General features: G+C 63.3%; 10 protein-coding genes and 1 pseudogene. 5 read left to right on the forward strand and 6 right to left on the reverse strand.

From position 1 onward, the window contains the following. Positions 1 to 57 precede the first annotated feature (57 nt). Both BM396_RS10415 and BM396_RS10420 read left to right on the forward strand, forming a co-directional pair. Positions 58 to 603 (forward strand): hypothetical protein, encoded by a 546-nt coding sequence (locus BM396_RS10415; protein WP_139239479.1) that lies wholly within the window; start codon positions 58 to 60, stop codon positions 601 to 603. A 120-nt stretch (positions 604 to 723) separates the two neighbouring features. Then, entirely contained in the window at positions 724 to 921 is a 198-nt protein-coding gene (locus tag BM396_RS10420) for a hypothetical protein (protein ID WP_043382456.1), read from the forward strand. Positions 922 to 924: 3 nt separating this feature from the next. On the opposite strand, the gene BM396_RS32145 is transcribed toward BM396_RS10420, so the two are convergent. Beyond that, complete coding sequence (locus BM396_RS32145) at positions 925 to 1,215, reverse strand: hypothetical protein (RefSeq protein ID WP_139239480.1); 291 nt, start codon at positions 1,213 to 1,215, stop codon at positions 925 to 927. Positions 1,216 to 3,276: 2,061 nt separating this feature from the next. On the opposite strand from BM396_RS32145, the gene BM396_RS10425 reads away from it, so the two are divergent. Next, positions 3,277 to 3,933, forward strand: a complete 657-nt coding sequence (locus BM396_RS10425) for a nucleoside/nucleotide kinase family protein (protein ID WP_244538857.1) — start codon at positions 3,277 to 3,279, stop codon at positions 3,931 to 3,933. Positions 3,934 to 4,315: 382 nt separating this feature from the next. On the opposite strand, the gene BM396_RS10430 is transcribed toward BM396_RS10425, so the two are convergent. Then, positions 4,316 to 6,415, reverse strand: a complete 2,100-nt coding sequence (locus tag BM396_RS10430; protein ID WP_043382459.1) for a prolyl oligopeptidase family serine peptidase — start codon at positions 6,413 to 6,415, stop codon at positions 4,316 to 4,318. A 253-nt stretch (positions 6,416 to 6,668) separates the two neighbouring features. After that, positions 6,669 to 8,171 (reverse strand): radical SAM protein, encoded by a 1,503-nt coding sequence (locus tag BM396_RS10435; protein WP_043382462.1) that lies wholly within the window; start codon positions 8,169 to 8,171, stop codon positions 6,669 to 6,671. A gap of 1,537 nt (positions 8,172 to 9,708) precedes the next feature. Between BM396_RS10435 and BM396_RS10440 the strand changes: the two genes are divergently transcribed. Next, positions 9,709 to 10,326, forward strand: a complete 618-nt coding sequence (locus BM396_RS10440; protein ID WP_043382465.1) for a recombinase family protein — start codon at positions 9,709 to 9,711, stop codon at positions 10,324 to 10,326. A 248-nt stretch (positions 10,327 to 10,574) separates the two neighbouring features. Here BM396_RS10440 and BM396_RS10445 read toward each other — a convergent pair whose 3' ends face one another. After that, complete coding sequence (locus BM396_RS10445) at positions 10,575 to 12,062, reverse strand: tyrosine-type recombinase/integrase (protein WP_139239481.1); 1,488 nt, start codon at positions 12,060 to 12,062, stop codon at positions 10,575 to 10,577. A 751-nt stretch (positions 12,063 to 12,813) separates the two neighbouring features. Between BM396_RS10445 and BM396_RS10450 the strand changes: the two genes are divergently transcribed. Beyond that, positions 12,814 to 13,053 carry a hypothetical protein gene (locus tag BM396_RS10450; protein ID WP_051976064.1) on the forward strand — a complete coding sequence of 80 codons (240 nt, stop codon included), beginning with the start codon at positions 12,814 to 12,816 and terminating at the stop codon, positions 13,051 to 13,053. A 1,010-nt stretch (positions 13,054 to 14,063) separates the two neighbouring features. On the opposite strand, the gene BM396_RS10460 is transcribed toward BM396_RS10450, so the two are convergent. Together BM396_RS10460 and BM396_RS10465 are read right to left on the reverse strand one after the other, a co-directional pair. After that, the gene (locus BM396_RS10460) at positions 14,064 to 14,273 is read right to left on the reverse strand and encodes a hypothetical protein (RefSeq protein WP_043382471.1); all 210 of its coding nucleotides are present in this window, start codon (positions 14,271 to 14,273) and stop codon (positions 14,064 to 14,066) included. Between the two features lie 408 nt (positions 14,274 to 14,681). Beyond that, a pseudogene (locus BM396_RS10465) lies at positions 14,682 to 15,030 on the reverse strand (porin family protein); the annotation flags it as partial.

The following is a 15,030-nucleotide window of genomic DNA, read 5'->3' on the forward strand; positions in this document are numbered from 1 at the left end:
CCGAAGCGGAGTCGCAGTTCCACCGGTCGACATCCGCAGGTTCAAAGGAGATGACCGGTGAGAAGCGAAGAGTCTGCGCTCGAACCGCGCGCAACACCTTTCGTCGTCGACCTGTTGGATTTCGTCGCAGCCATTCACCCGATTGCGTTGAAGATGGCTTTCGTCATCGTCTTGGGCGGGCTACTCGCTGTGACGCCGACCATCACGCGCTGGCTCATCGTCGTGTTGGTGATGCTGATCGTACCGGCTGCCCTCGATCTTCGGGGGCGCCTCACGGCTGCGAAGAGGCAATTGTGCGAAGCCGCCAAGATCGAGGCCGGAGCCTGTGCGGCTTTGCGCATCGCCATCGCCCGGGTTGACGAACTCGAAGGCGAGCTTGACGAAATCCGTCGGCGGCCGACCGGCTCAACCAATGATCCGATCTACCGACGCGTGGGGCTCGACGCGGATGCGCCCGACTACGTCGTTCAGGCGGCGCGGCGCGCGCATCGGCTTGCTCTGCACCCTGACAAACATTCGCCGGAGCGGCGGCAGGCCGCGCACGAACGCTACGTCGCCGCCGAGGCTGCATTCGACGGCATCGCACGACGCCGGGGGGCGTAAAAGACCGGATGTCACCGTGCCTCCGGTCGCAGACCAACCGCCAAGATATTCCCAGCGGGGTCGAGCGACTGAGACGATGTCGGTCGATGATACCTCATAACCTTCCAGAGGAGATCAGCTATGGCGCGCAGGCCCGTACTCGACGATCGCCGCATCCCGATCGGATACTTGGAAGATGTTGATGGGCTCGGACGTATCCGCGTGCTGGATGCCAAGCTGCGCGTCGTTGGCTACGTCGATACGCGGAGGGACGAAACCCTCGATGCGCAGTACCGCGTGATCGCCAAAGGGTCTGTCCCAGGGCTGCTGTTACGATGACGATCAGCGCCGATAGTACATCCGGGCCACTCGATCGGCTCCCTTCGCTTCATCCAGGATGCCGTCGATCTCAAATGCGGCGGCGGGGGCCACGGCGTCCCTGATGTCCCTCAGCGACGCGATCACACGCGCGGCGACCCACCGGGGCACGGCATCACGGCGATCCAGTCGACAACAATGCCGGTAGTAGTTCGGTCCCTGGCCGAGTATCAAAGTTGAAAATTCTCGTGACGTCCGCACTACACCCAGCGCGCGAAGTCGTTGATAGATCTCTCGAATGAAGACGATAAACAATTATTGCTCCTATTGAATGAAAATGTAGCCAAAATATAAATATCATTGCAACTACATACTTTTATTTATATGTCCAGAAACGCAATCGTGCGGCGCGTGCACCTCTACCACATCGTCAGCAGATATCTATCAGGTATGTCCGTCGGTGACGCTATACAACTCGATCATGCCGAAGCTGTCTTCAAATGGGGAGACAGGAATCACTCGGGGCATTGCATCGACAAATTCATCGTCACGTCTCCTGTGGGATGGAAGGCCAAGATTGTCGTGCTTGCGGCCTCAGGGGGATACACCGCGACCATCGAGAACCTCGATCGCGACGGTAACATGACCGCTATCGATGATTGGCTTCGCCGAGTCGCAGAGCATCACAGATGATAGTGACAATACAGTTTTCATCTTGTAAGATTTAGATTGTAGTCTGTACTACGCACCGTAAATAATTCGTCCAGGAGTATCAGGCGTGCTCCGCGCCAGCACCGTGAGTACGCAGCAGGCTGAGATACGCCGTAAGTAGCGAAAGCGGGGAGGACGACCGACCGAGACGCGCGACACTAGGCCATCAGGGGCTGTGATCGACGGCAACTCGGCGAGGGCCGCGGGCGCCTCGCAAAATCGCACCTTACAAAGAGGACGGCAGGGTCTTGTGCATTTGACCCCCGTCCACGCGCCGCCGGTGTTCTCAAGCTGGAGGCGCGGGCTCAGGAGTGATCCTGTAACCGTTGGGCATTCAATGCCGCCCGGAGTGCAAGGCGCGCGCGTGAAAGCGGTCCATAGGCCACACGCGCGCAGTCCCCGAACTTCACCATCAGGCGGGCATGCCGGGAAAGGGCGCGGGCAGACAGGCATCGGGCAACCGCCTGTCGTGTGGACATGGTGAGTCCGCCCCGCGCTTTGAGACCATGAAACCTCAGGACATGGACTTTTCCTCCCCGTCTCCGACAGATCCTGTTCGGGGACGGGGGGAGAAAGACGTCTGGTCCTAGGACATGGAGTTGACGGAGTAATGAGGGTGAAAGCGGTCGACGATAGCCGTGTCAACGCCGGGGCGTTGATGCGGATTTCGTCGGACGTGGAGCGGGCGCGAAGACGTGCTGGCACGTCAAGCGGTCGATCCGAACACTGATCCCAGTGGATATGCCCCGAACAAGTGATTCTCCAGAAGTCATAAGATTTCTAAATCTTGAACTTCGCGTCGGTGCGAATACGAGATTGGATGTGCGTACCGTACCAGTCTTGTGCTCCGCATTGACCTGTACCTGGATCACCCATTTGCGCCAATTACGCGATCTTTCGATCGGGGCGAATCTTTCAAGATCCCCTCTGAGATGCCCGATTTTCTCGTCGTAGAGGTCTCGCGGATCGCTCTCAGCGCGATCTCGGCCGGGTATCGGACGGTTTGCCAGCCGCAGGCGGCATGAGTGACGGAAGAGGTTTGGGATCAGCCACCGCAGTGCCGTTCACGTCCTGCTTCGGACCGAAGTGTCACGTCACTTCCTCCGTCGCCCAGGTATATTCTGGCGGTCATGGCACTTCGGATCGAGTATCCGGCACTGCGTGCCGAGTTCGAGGGGATGACCGTCAGAGAGTTGGTGGCGCTCGATCAGCAGGGCCCGACGTGGTCGAAATTCCTTAACGCGATCAGTCATGCCGCAAGGTCCGAGCTCGCGGCTGTAAATTTCCTTGTGGCAACCAAGAGCTCTTAGATGTGATGAGCTATGCTGGAGCGATAGCCGCATGTGAGCATACCCCACGTTAGCCTTGCGGCGGGTGAGCTTGGTCAATGCCCGCAGTGAGGGGTCAACGCATCAGTTCCCGACCGGCGACGGCGACGGCGTCATCGCATTCGTTCGTCGACGTCGTCGACGGTCACGTAAGGGGCGCTTGGTGCCGATGGTTGAGAGTGGTCGCACTCCCGCGCTTGGACCCATGCGTGGGGTCCGCAACGGGTGGATTTCCTGCCTGTCCATTATGAAGCAGGACCGGCCCAAAGCCGACGTCGCAAGCGGCGGGATGGGTCGTATGGAAATCGATCGACCCATGTCGGGTGGAAGGTCACTTGTGACAGTCGTTGACCGCATTGCAGACCGTCTCAACGCTCAGCCGAAGCGCGGGCTCATGGTGGGCATAGACGGCGTAGACGGCGTCGGCAAAACGACCTTCGCCGATGACCTTGGGGGCGCATTGCGGGCACGCGGACGCGAGGTCATCCGCAGTTCGGCAGATGGGTTCCACAATCCTCGCTCAGTTCGCTACCATCTCGGTCGATTGTCGCCCGAAGGCTTCTACCGCCATTCCTACAACTACCCGCTTCTCCAACGCGTGCTACTGCAACCGCTGACGGCGCAGGGTTCGCGGCGCTTCAGGTTCGCTGCTTTCGATCATGCAACGGACAAGCCGATCGAGGCAGAGGAGCAAATCGCGTCCGACGACGCGATCCTTATATTCGACGGACTGTTTCTGCATCGACCGGAGTTGCGCGGCTACTGGGACTTCACGGTCTTCCTTGATGCGCCCTTCGAGGTCACCATCCCCAGGGGAGCAAGCCGAGGTCCGGGGTTCGGCGATCCCGATCCTGCAGCGACATCGAACCGACGCTACATCGAGGGCAACAGGTTGTATCTCGATGAATGCAAACCGAGGCAGGTCGCCTCCGTAGTGATTGACCATTCGGATCTCACCCGGTCGAATATCGTCACATGGAATGACCAGCGCTGAATGCGCTGCCATGGGGACGACAAGTAGACCAAATGGGATGTCTGCTTCGTGGAAGTGCCGTTAGCGCCCTCAGCGGCTGAGTTGGGTCGATAGGAGCCTCTCACGGCAGGTGCCAAGCAGTAGATTCGTCCGCAAGAGCGGCGGCAGGAAACGGTGGATGGTGACGAAATTCTCGTCAGGATGGACGTTGCCGTCGACGACAGGTCGGTGACGTCGACGAACGAGAGGCACCGGCGAGATGGCTGTCGCCATTGCGGCGATGGCCGAGTTCATAGTTTGCCGCCGTACAGGCTGACCGCTTTCGGGAAGCCCGAAGAATCGGCAGCACGCCCAACTTGGTTCGGAATCAGACAAGGTGTCTGGACGAGAAGCTACCTGTCGCTCAGGCTTCCGGTAGCGCTGACGCTGACCAGCCGATCGACTGTCTCAGGAAGCGCAGCCCCAGCGCCATGAAAGCGGCGGTCTCGGCGTTGTCCTTGCCGTAGCCGTGCCCTCCAGCCGCGGGCTCGTAGAACGCCGCTGCGTACCCCAGAGCCCGCAGCTTCGCAGCCATCTTGCGCGCGTGGCCGGGATGTACCCGGTCATCCCCGCGGCTCGTCGCCAGCAGGATCGGCGGGTAGGGACGGCCCGCTTCGGCGACGTGGTAGGCCGAGATGCCGCCCAGATACGCCCAGTCGGCCGCGTCGTCCGGATCTCCGTACTCCGCGATCCAGCTCGCGCCAGCCAGGAGCTTGGCGTACCGGCGCATGTCAATCAGTGGGATCGTGCAGAACAGCGCCCCGAACCGTTCGGGAAAGCGCGTCAGCATGTTGGCGATCAGCAGTCCGCCGTTCGATCCGCCCTCCGCCGCGATCCGACCCGGCTGGGTCACGCCGCGTGATACGAGATCCGCCGCCACCGCGGCGAAGTCTTCATGGGCGCGCGCCTTACCCTCCCGGCGACCCGCCTCATGCCAGCCGGTGCCGAACTCGCCGCCGCCGCGGATGTTGGCGGTCACGGCGGTCCCACCCCGCTCAAGCCACAGCTTGCCCAGCACGCCCCGATAGACCGGCAACGTCGAAGCCCGGAAGCCACCGTAGGCGGTGAGGTGGACCGGCGCGTCGCCGTCCGTCCCGTCCGGTCCGGTCTGCACATAGGGCACGCGCGTCCCGTCCGATGAGACCGCCTCGTGGCGCGTCACGCGCAGGCCACGCGCGTCGAAGGCCGGGGGCGTCCGACGCAGCACGGTGGGGGCGTCGAGACTGGGCGGAAAGGCCAGCAGCGTCGTGGGTGTGACGGGGTCCTGCACGGTGGCGAGCAGGCTGCCGTCGGCGGTCTCGGCGTGATCATCGAGGGGCCAGACGCCGACGGTGCCGAGCCCGGGCAGCCCAGGCAATGGCCGCCGCGTCCAGCCCTCCGGTTCCCGTTCGCAGACCGTGTAGACCGGTCGCAGGTCGTCGAGGGCGTACACGATCAGCCGCCCGGCGGACCAGAATACCCCTTGAAGCGCCAACCAATCTCCCGGCCGCCACAGGACCTCGAACGCGCGCTCCCCCGCGAGGAAATCGGGCAGCCCGATCGTCAGGACGGTGTCGGCCGCGTGCTCCACGCCGTCCACGATCCACGGTCGTCGCAGACGCACGGAGAGGCGGTCACGATGCAGTTGCACACCCGCGTGCGTGGGCAGGTCGAGGCGCAGGCGCGGGCCTTCGCGGTCGCCGATGTGAAAGGCAGTGTCGAAGAACCCGATCTGCTCGGTGAACGTCAGCCGCTCGACCCCGGTCTGATGGTCTGTGGCACCCCAGACGCCCATGCTGCGCTCGGCGGTCTCGAACACGACCGGGGCGTCGAGAGGGTCCGCGCCGCGCCGCCAGAGGCGCACGGTGCGCGCGTAGCCGGACTGCGTGGCCATGCCGGGTCCAAACGCGCTGGACAGAAGCAGCGTGTCGCGGTCGAGCCAGACCGCGCCGCCCTTGGCCTCGGGTAGGATGAAGCCGTCCGCGACGAAAGCGCGGGTCGGCAGGTCGAACTCGCGCAGGACGACGGCGTCGCCGCCGCCCCGACTGAGGCGCAGCATCGCGCGGTCGTAGCTGTCGCGGAGGGGCACTGACCCTGACCAGACCCAATCCTCGTTCTCGCGCGCGGCGAGCGCGTCGAGGTCGAGCAGGATCTCCCAGACCGGATCGCCTGCGCGGTAGGTCGCCTCGTCGGTCCGCCTCCACAGGCCGCGGGGATGCGCGTCGTCCCGCCAGAAATTGTACAGCAACCCTTCGCGACGGCTGACGAAGGGAATGCGGTCGGGCCGGTCGAGCAGGTCGCGGGCGAGGTCGCGGTCACGGACGAAGGCGGCGTCGCCGTAGCACGCGAGCGTCTCAGCGGTTCGGGCATCGACCCAGGCGAGGGCATCAACGCCGTCGATCTGCTCCAGCCAGAGGTACGGGTCGTCGTCGGGCCGTGCGCGGGTGGGTCTTGGGTCGAACGGCGTCACGGTCCATGGGCTCATGCCCGTCACAATAGTTCGAGCGCTCGTCGATCACGAGCGGGGGACGGTGCGAGCGTTAAGGTGACGCAGTGGGCGGGTGACGAAAATTTCGTCGCGGCTCAACATCACTGCCGACCGCTGGCGACTTCGTCGTCGGCGGCGGACGTCCAGCATCGGAAATACTGGCGACAGCCCCGTCGCCTGATATCGCGGGTGCCCGCCGCGTCGCGTGAAGCCTGTTGGGGCATAGAGTTTGACCCCGCGGGCGCATGGATCAGGCGGCCAGCCGAGCCTTCGCCCCATGAATCAGGTAGCTGTCAGGATCGTTGATGTCGCGGACGAACGGACACGTCCTGCAAGACGGAGGTGGGTTCGGAGAGTTTACTGACCAGCGCAGCTCTTGGTAGCGCGGGCCGTTCCAGATTTCCTCCATCGTGTTCTCGTGCAGGTTGCCCATCTTCAGGCCCGGGACACAACAGGCGAGCACGTCGCCGTTGCCCAGCACACCGGCCCCGCGCCAAGGTATGGAACAATGGCGTCGTTCACCGACCTCCTCCGTCCCGAACGGCTCCGGCAGGAAGAAATGGTTGATCCCGAGGTCCTTCGCGAGCGCAATCCAGTCCGAACGTACCGCGTTGAAGCGCTCGCGCTCGTGCCAAAGTGACTCCGTCTCCATTTCCGGCGTGAACGCCATCAGGTGCCGGACGTAGACGATCTCCACACCCACTGATTGGGCGAGTCGGAGGAAGTCGGGGAACTCATCGATGTTGCTGCGCATCAACACGTAGCTGATGGCGATGCGGTGTGTGCCGCCGACCCGCCCCCGCGCTTCGACCGTGGAACGGACGTTCTCAATCACGTCGGCCAACGGTGGGGCGCCCTTGCGCACGCGCCGGAACGTCTCGTCGGTCGCGGCATCCAGGGAGATGCTCAAATGATCGAGTTTCGAACGCGACAGACGCTCGCTCGCCTCCGGAGTGAGATGGGTGCCGTTGGTGTCGATAACGAACGGCACGTCGAGGCCGATCAGGAAGTCGAGTTCACCGCCGTAGCGCGAGTCCGCCCAGAGGATATCGCCGCTGTAATCGCACGCGAGTTCCTTGAGGTGCCCGGCAGTGGCCCAGGACCGGATCTGGTCCCGGATCGTCTCCGGCAAGCGCTGGACTGTCTTGCGCGTATCGCGCGAGATGCAGTGGACGCAGTTGAGATTGCACTGCGTGACCGGGCTCCACATCAGGTGCGTCGGGACTGGTGTGTCGGCTATCAGCGGGATGTAGGTGGCGCTGGCGCGCAGACCGTACTCAAGCTGATCGAATTGTCTACAATACAGCGCGACATGGCCACCAAGGCGCTCTGCCCCGCTCGACAACCATGCCGTGGCGGCTGCACCGGGCCGAGAACCAACAGCCTCAATGGTCAAGTTGAGCAGATCGCCAGAGCGAACGACCGGCTTGGGGAGATGGAGCGTGACCGACATGTTGTCGGCGATTTCGTCTGCCGCGAGCGTCAGATCGACAAGGGGTTCCCCGTCTTGGGTTTTCAGGGCGTGGTAGTAGCTGCGTTGGCGTGATCCGAACACGCTCGTCCACGAGCGCAGGCGGGGCTTGAGGTCGTGCGGCTCGCGAGAGAGGCGTAGCCTCACCTCTCCCTCGGGCCTGCGTCCCCAGGTCGCCAGCGTCACCGTTACGGCAGACAGGAAGTCCGCCTCGGCGCGGAAGAGCTGTGTCAAAATGAGGCCCGGCACCAGTTCGTCGGCGGGTCGCTCAGTGCTCGTCATCTCTGCGCGCCTCGCTGAAGTAATTGGCTGCCGCGTGATCGACATGTGGTCTTCACACACGCAGGCTGAGGGTCGCTCCCCTGCCGCGCGAAGCTTCCGCCTATCATAGGCAGGAATATGGCTTACAAGTTGTAAAAACGGATCACAGGTTTCGGGGACGCTTTTTCGTCTGCATCCCTGCGTTGATCACGGGCTGACGAGTTCCGTGCCGTCCCTCATAGGCGGTACGCGGCGCGACCGGAGCTTCAAGATGCGCATTGTCCCAGCCGGAGTTGCCTGACTGACGAGAAATGGTCGCTTCGGGGAAGAGGCGACCACGGTCATGGCGCCTGACATGGGTTGGAGGCCAGATGGCTGCTTAGGGTGGGTTGCAGATGGTCCGCTTTCAGACGACGAATGGTCCGGAGCGGACCTATTTTAGGAGACGGTCGCCGCTTCTTTTCAGAAACCCGAAACGGCGGCGTTTAGGCTGCACATTGAGGCATTTCCCCACAATCGATACTTACTTTCAGACATGTGCAAAAGCTCCCTAACGATCGTTGCCGCTTGCCACGATTAGACCAAGGCTTGGTATTACATATAGGTTTCTTGCGCCGACACCATCGAGATAGTAGCTGCCTGTCCTTTTGACCGCATTCTCTATTCCTTTTGGCCAAAAAAGGGCATTTTCAGCACCGCAGTACAAGTTAGGTATTGCCCCTTCCGAGTGCCAAGCCCTTGGAACTGGCGTGGGCTTCCATTCGCCTCTATAATAGTTTGTCTCCGCGGCATTTGCGGGATCGCGTATATCGGAGAAAAATTCGAGACCCTGTTCTTCGATCTGCCTTATTGTATCGTCGCGCAGTCCTATTGCATAAGCGCCCTGGTAGCTAAGGAAGCGATTGCAAGCACCTTCTATGAAATACCAAGTCTGATGAAACTTCTTAGGAATAGATCTTCTTAGATAAAGCTCTTTTTATATGGTAGAACAGCCGATTGGGAGGGTAATTATAAGCGCCATGCCCAACATGGCTGCGCGAAGCGATAGCATGAAATTGCCTACAGCGAAAACGCTCAAGTCGGAAGACGAAACCTAGCCGAATTTGAACGGCCCTCGCTACAGAGGTAAACTCACGGCTGCTTTCTGGGAACGTCGTTGGCCTTGCCAACGGCCGGGCTGGGTCGCAAGCAGCCCCCCCCCCCAAGGCGGAAGCCAATCCTCAGCTTCGGCTAGACCCGTTGTGCCGATGACGAAAATTTTCTCACTGATGGATGTTGCCATCAACGGTGTGATGACGGTGTCGCCATCGATATCGATGGCCACTTGGCGACGTGCATCAAAACGGCTCCCGGGTATCGTCGACGACGTCGGCCTGAGGCCGTTCGGCCTATACGTCTGATGGCGGTCCGTTCATTCAGCGGCTGTCTGAAGCCTTCTGTCCCAGAATCCCCCTCGTTTTCGCGCGCCCGTTTCCCTCTGCGGAGCGCCTCCTTCAGCGGTGTCCCGCAATCATCTGGTTTTGGTTGACGACGTCGGGATCGGAGGCAGCGTGCAAAGATGCAGCGCGTCGCCATCTACGCCAGAACGTCGACCGACAAGGGTCAGACGACCGAGAACCAGCTCCGGCAGTTGACCGAGGTCGGGCCGCGGCTCGGCTGGACAGTGGTCGCCGTCCATACCGATGCGGGCGTGTCCGGCACCAAAGGGCGGGATCGGCGGCCGGGCTTCGATGCCCTCCTGCGTGGAGTTGCCCGCCGGGAGTTCGACGGCATCGCGGTCTGGTCGATCTGTCGCCTCGGACGCTCGCTCCAGGACCTCGTAGGCTTCCTCGCTGAGATCCAGGCCCGCGGGGTCGGCCTCTACTGCCACACCCAAGCGCTCGACTCGACGACGCCGTCCGGCCGGGCACTCTTTTCCATGATCGCGGTCTTCAGCGAGTTCGAGCGCGCCATGATCCGGGACAGGGTCCTGGCTGGGCTGGAGCGCACAAAGGCGAAGGGAACGCGCCTCGGACGACCGCCCCTGGACGACAGCAGGGCCGAGGCTGTCCGCACGCTGCTGGCATCTGGGGTTGGCATCCGTGAGACGGCGCGCCGAACCGGTGTTGGCACTTCGACTGTGCAGCGGGCGCGCGTGGCGATGCTCGTCGAAGAGGCGGTCGACGTCAGACGCTGACGACGTCGACGCCAACGACGTCATCGTTTTCGTCCGACGACATCGTTGGAGTTGGCGTTCAGATCCAAGCGCGCTCGGTGCCGATACCCACAATCCCACAAGAGCGCAGGCTGCGGAGATTGTCGCCGACCTCGGCGGGGCGTTCTCGGCCCATCAACCCCTGCCGTCCTGGAAAGGCGCCCATCCGCCCTGGAGGTCCGGTGCACCGCGGTTCTGATCCGCCTCATGCCTGAAGAAACCCGGATGTGTCAGCGAGTGACGACAAGCTGCCCCGTCGGGTCCAGCATCAGCTTCGCTCCCTCTGAAATTGGCTTCTTGTCGACATTCAAGCGCAGGGGGTTCCGAGCATCAGCAGGACGGAGGGCCGCCCTGATATCTTCCGCCTTAAGGTGATTGTAGTGACGGCTGATCATCTCGTTGGAAGTTCCGCAATTGATTGCTAGAATATCCGATGTCACGCCCTTCCTTAATCGCTCTGTCATATAACTATGGCGGCAGATGTAGAGTGGTTCACCGGAGAGCGTAGCCTCAAATCCCAACCGCTTGAGGGTGGATTTGAAGCTCGCACCCATATCGCCAACGACACCACCATGGCGCGAAGGCCATAGAGTGGTCTGTCCCGCGCTGGCATAGCCAAACTCGCCGAGGAGCGCGCGTAGGTCAGCAAGTACATCGACCGCCTCTGGGTCGGCGTTGACAATTCGTGGTCCTGTCTTGCCATTGCCGCAGCGATCGATAACGACGATATCTTCGCCGAAGTCATTCTTGGTTTGAGTCAATCGATCCCATGTCAGTTCAAGAATCTCGGCACCAGGACGAAGGCCCGTGCACAACAACAAACGCACATGCAGCGCCATGAGGCGTCGATCGTAGTTCTTACGCTTGCCACGCTCACCCAGCTTCTGCGCGCGGGCGCGTTCAACCTCCTCAACGCGTTGAAACTCGGCCAACAGCGCCGCGATCTGCTCGGCTGAAAGCGCGTGGCGCTTTTCCCCTGCGGCACGCTGCTTCTTCGACTCGCGTGGGCGTGGCAGGTGGCGGAGTTCGTGAACGACCTCGTCGCTGACGAGGGGGGCGGGCTGATCGCTTCCCCAGGCGAGAGCCTTCACGAAGTACTGCTTCTCGCGGCGCAGGGTGCTCAGGCTGGGCGACTTGAGTTTCCGTCCGACGCATACCGTCTGGGCCCCGCGCTGGTAGCTCGCCACCGTGCCTCCCTCGGCGTTCTGCTCAGCCCGCCAACGCTCCCAGGCGTAGAACTGGCGTCTGTCTAGATCGGCCAGCGGGACGGTTCGCCAGAATGGAAGGAAGTTGCGCCGCATGACCGCGATCTCGGGGCCAAGCTTGCGCTCTCCCGCTTCGAAGCGCCGCACTAGATCCGCGACGTAGGGTTCGAGGACGTCGCCCACGCTGGGCCCCTGGACCGAAATGGGTTTCCCGGCCTCGGCCCGGCACGCCAGATCCTTGCGCCGCCGGAGCGCGATCTGCTCCGCTAAGGTGACGTCGGTGGTCTTTGTGGACTCCCGGGTACGCTCACCGCCTATCCGGAAGTCGGCGTAGATGTAGCTCGACTTCCCGTGCCGGTAGAGGCTGACCCCGTCCCCGAGATCGAGGCGGCCGTCGCGTTCGAAGGTTTCGCGGCGCTGGTCGCGCTGGCGCGCGCGTGATGAAATTCGGGGTGGGGGCATGATGTCGTTATTACTTTGTGAAGGGTGTGCCAAAGGTGTGCCAAGGGTCACGCGGACGGCCAGCGCCCGCCATTTCGGAGGTTCCGGGCGGTCAAACGGCGGCGTCCGCCGTTTGCCTTACGGAACAATACCTTGATACCACTCCACGAAGACGTGTGCATCATCCGGATCAAAGAATATCGACAGTATAACTTCTACAGCTACACTCCGAAGGCAAAGGTCACACGTTCGAATCGTGTCGGGTGCGCCAACAGATCTCCTCGGAAAAACAAGGCCTTCGTGCCTTGGCGTGAGCGCCCGACAAGCTCCTCAGCAGCAGCCGATCCCAAATCGGCCCCGGCTGTGAGGATATCCGATGCCCGCCGTCCGCAAGCGGAACGGCAAAGGGCACGCGCAGGTCCGCAGGACCGGGCATCCGTCGCGCGCTCGAAGCCAGCCTGGAGGGATGGACCCGACTCCGGCGGAGAGGGCGATCCGCGGCCCCGGCGCGTTTGGGCGCCACCGGGTGCGAAACGATGCATCCCAAAGGTAAAAGTGGTCCACACAGGCCGATTGTGGATACGGGTCCATCGAAGGGCTGCCGAGGGGCAGCCGGTCGGATCGGCCTTCGGCTTGCTGGAGGTCCGGCACGGGATCCGGTGGCAACCGTTGACGGCGGCGTCCGGCGACTGCGCAGCCGAGGCCGACTCTACGAGAGCAGCGGTTACGAGGGTGTGGCGCCGACTTCACGGGTAGGAGCGCACCCCTCAAGGTGTCGAGATGGCTTGGTTGGATCACTCGCCCGAACGGCGCGTTGAATGAGATGATCGCTCAGCCCTCGCCGTATTCGGACCCCGCCCGCCTCGCCCTCACGGAGTCCGCGCTCGCGGCGGCGGACGGTCTGTGGCGTGCCGAGATGCTTCGGAATTACGGGCCTGATGGAGTTCTGTCATACGCCTATGCCCCGGAGGGCCAGGGCGGACTCGGGACGCTGCTCCGGCGAACCTATGAGGCGCGTCGCATCGCAATCGCCCTGTGGCGGCAGGAGCGGCGCCGGGGCTGAGGAGCGGGACGCGGTGCGAGGCGTCCGACAGGGGGCTGCAGCCCGCCCATGCCCGACAGGCTCAACGCCCTGCGTGAACGCCTGAAGGCGCAGCAGCGTGCGCTCCTCCTGTGGCGATGGCCGAGCATGCGGGAGTGCCGACCGGGAGCGCACTTCGCCAGGTCGCTGCGCTGAAGAACGTCATCGCCGCGGTCGAGGCAATCGCCGCCGTCGAGGCAATCGCCGCCGCGGAGGCGCGACAAGTTCGGCGCTCGGTCGAAGCTGCGGACCGTGATGCCCCCGGTTGAGGACCTTCAGACCCGGACGCCAATGGAAGAGCCCGGCGGTATCGAGGCGGCAGCGCCGCGTCCCGTATTGAGCGCTGACCTTCTCGGAGGGCGCCGTCAGTACCCTCTTCATCCTCATGGCGCGATCTGGCCCGCGTGCCGTGATCCCGCTGGATCGCGTGTGCCGAGATCACTTCACGCCGCTCCTGCCGGTGACCTTCGTGCGAAAGGTTTGAGCCGGGGCTTGGCGGTGCCGCTTGTGCGGATGGATGCCGGTCCGAACTGCGCCAAGGGCGTCGGCCTCGTGGATCGCGCGGCCGACCTTGTCCGGCGGATAGAGGCGGCTCGCACGGAATGCCGGCGGCTCTGCGGGCTGCCTGGGGCGACAACGGCGCAGCAACCCGGAAGGTCACTGCGCCGCTGGATCGGGCCGCTGAGGGGGCGATAGCAGCCACGAGGACGCATTACGCTCGGCCCGGCCTCCGTGGGTGCGTCCGAGCACATCCAAAAGGATGTGGCTCGGCAGCGACAGGGATCGGCCATCAATTGTGGACAGCGCGAAGCGCCCTCGATCCGTCAAGGTTCAGGGGCGTACGTGATCTCTCCCCGTCCGATCCAATGTCGCCATGTTCGCCAGCCCTCACGCCTTCGTCCTCTACCATCGCGAGCGCCTTGCCGTGCTCCTCTCCTCAGCCCTCTTCCTGGCAGGCGCGCTGCCGCTGTTCTGGGCCATAGCCTGACCCTTCAGGCTCTACGAAGGGCCCGAGCCTCCAGGCGCTCGGCCTCAGCCCGCCACGCATCGCATTCGGCCTGCAGATCCTGAATTCGGGCATGGAGCTGCCCGGCATCGACGGCTGTCTCCATCAGCATGTCCTGCGCGGTGGCGAGCTGCTCGCGCAGTTCGACGTTCTCGGTCGCGAGGGTCAAAAGGATCGCAGCCACATCATCGCCCATGCATGCACCCGCCTCGCGGCCTCGGGGATGTGGCTGATAGGCCTGGCATGGTTACCGCGTCAGAAAGGACGGCGGCTCAGGACCCGCTCCAGCGATCTCGTCCACAGCAGGATCGCCCCCCATCCGCGGGGAGGGACGCTCTCGTTCCAACGCCGGTCGGCGTGAGCCGGCGATGGTCACGCCTCATCGGAGGACCGCGCTGCCCGGCCAGGGGCTCCAACGAGAAACACCCCAGGAGCGGGAGCTCCCAGGGTGTCGCCGACCTCGCGGCCAGTTTGATCGGGCTGGGGATGCGAAGGTCAGCCGATCGGCTGCTCTTCGGCGGCAGAGGGCGATGAGGAGGACCAACGACCCCTCGCCCGCCGCCGCAACTCCCGGCACAGCCGCCGGGAGCAGCGCGACCGGATCTTAGTAGGAGCCGAACTTGTAGTTCAGGCCGGCGCGGACGACGGCGAACTCGTCGGAACGGCGGCCGATGCCGCTGTAGACGACGGGGAAGTTGTTGGCGGCGTTGATGACGAACGCGCCCTGGTTGCGGGTGTTGCGGTCGAGGTTGACGTACAGGCCTTCGACCTTGAGCGTCACGGCCGAGGAGCGGAAGAAGTTCAGGAAGGAGTCGGTGGGGAGCGCGTACTCGACGCCGCCGCCGACGGCCCAGCCGGTGCGGAAGCTGTCGTTGCCGGCGTAGCCGCCGAAGGAGCGGTCGGCGCTGCCGGAGCCGTAGGCGAAGCCGCCGGTGCCGTACACGAGGGTGCGG

It is taken from the genome of Methylobacterium sp. UNCCL125, from assembly GCF_900116795.1.
Classification (GTDB): Bacteria; Pseudomonadota; Alphaproteobacteria; order Rhizobiales; family Beijerinckiaceae; genus Methylobacterium; species Methylobacterium fujisawaense.

Bases quoted from the DNA above. Each gene is read 5' to 3' on its own strand.
- BM396_RS10420 (WP_043382456.1), top strand. From the start codon at position 724: ATGGCGCGCAGGCCCGTACTCGACGATCGCCGCATCCCGATCGGATAC.
- BM396_RS10430 (WP_043382459.1), bottom strand. From the start codon at position 6,415: ATGAGCCCATGGACCGTGACGCCGTTCGACCCAAGACCCACCCGCGCA.
- BM396_RS10435 (WP_043382462.1), bottom strand. From the start codon at position 8,171: ATGACGAGCACTGAGCGACCCGCCGACGAACTGGTGCCGGGCCTCATT.
- BM396_RS10440 (WP_043382465.1), top strand. From the start codon at position 9,709: ATGCAGCGCGTCGCCATCTACGCCAGAACGTCGACCGACAAGGGTCAG.
- BM396_RS10450 (WP_051976064.1), top strand. From the start codon at position 12,814: ATGATCGCTCAGCCCTCGCCGTATTCGGACCCCGCCCGCCTCGCCCTC.
- BM396_RS10460 (WP_043382471.1), bottom strand. From the start codon at position 14,273: ATGGGCGATGATGTGGCTGCGATCCTTTTGACCCTCGCGACCGAGAAC.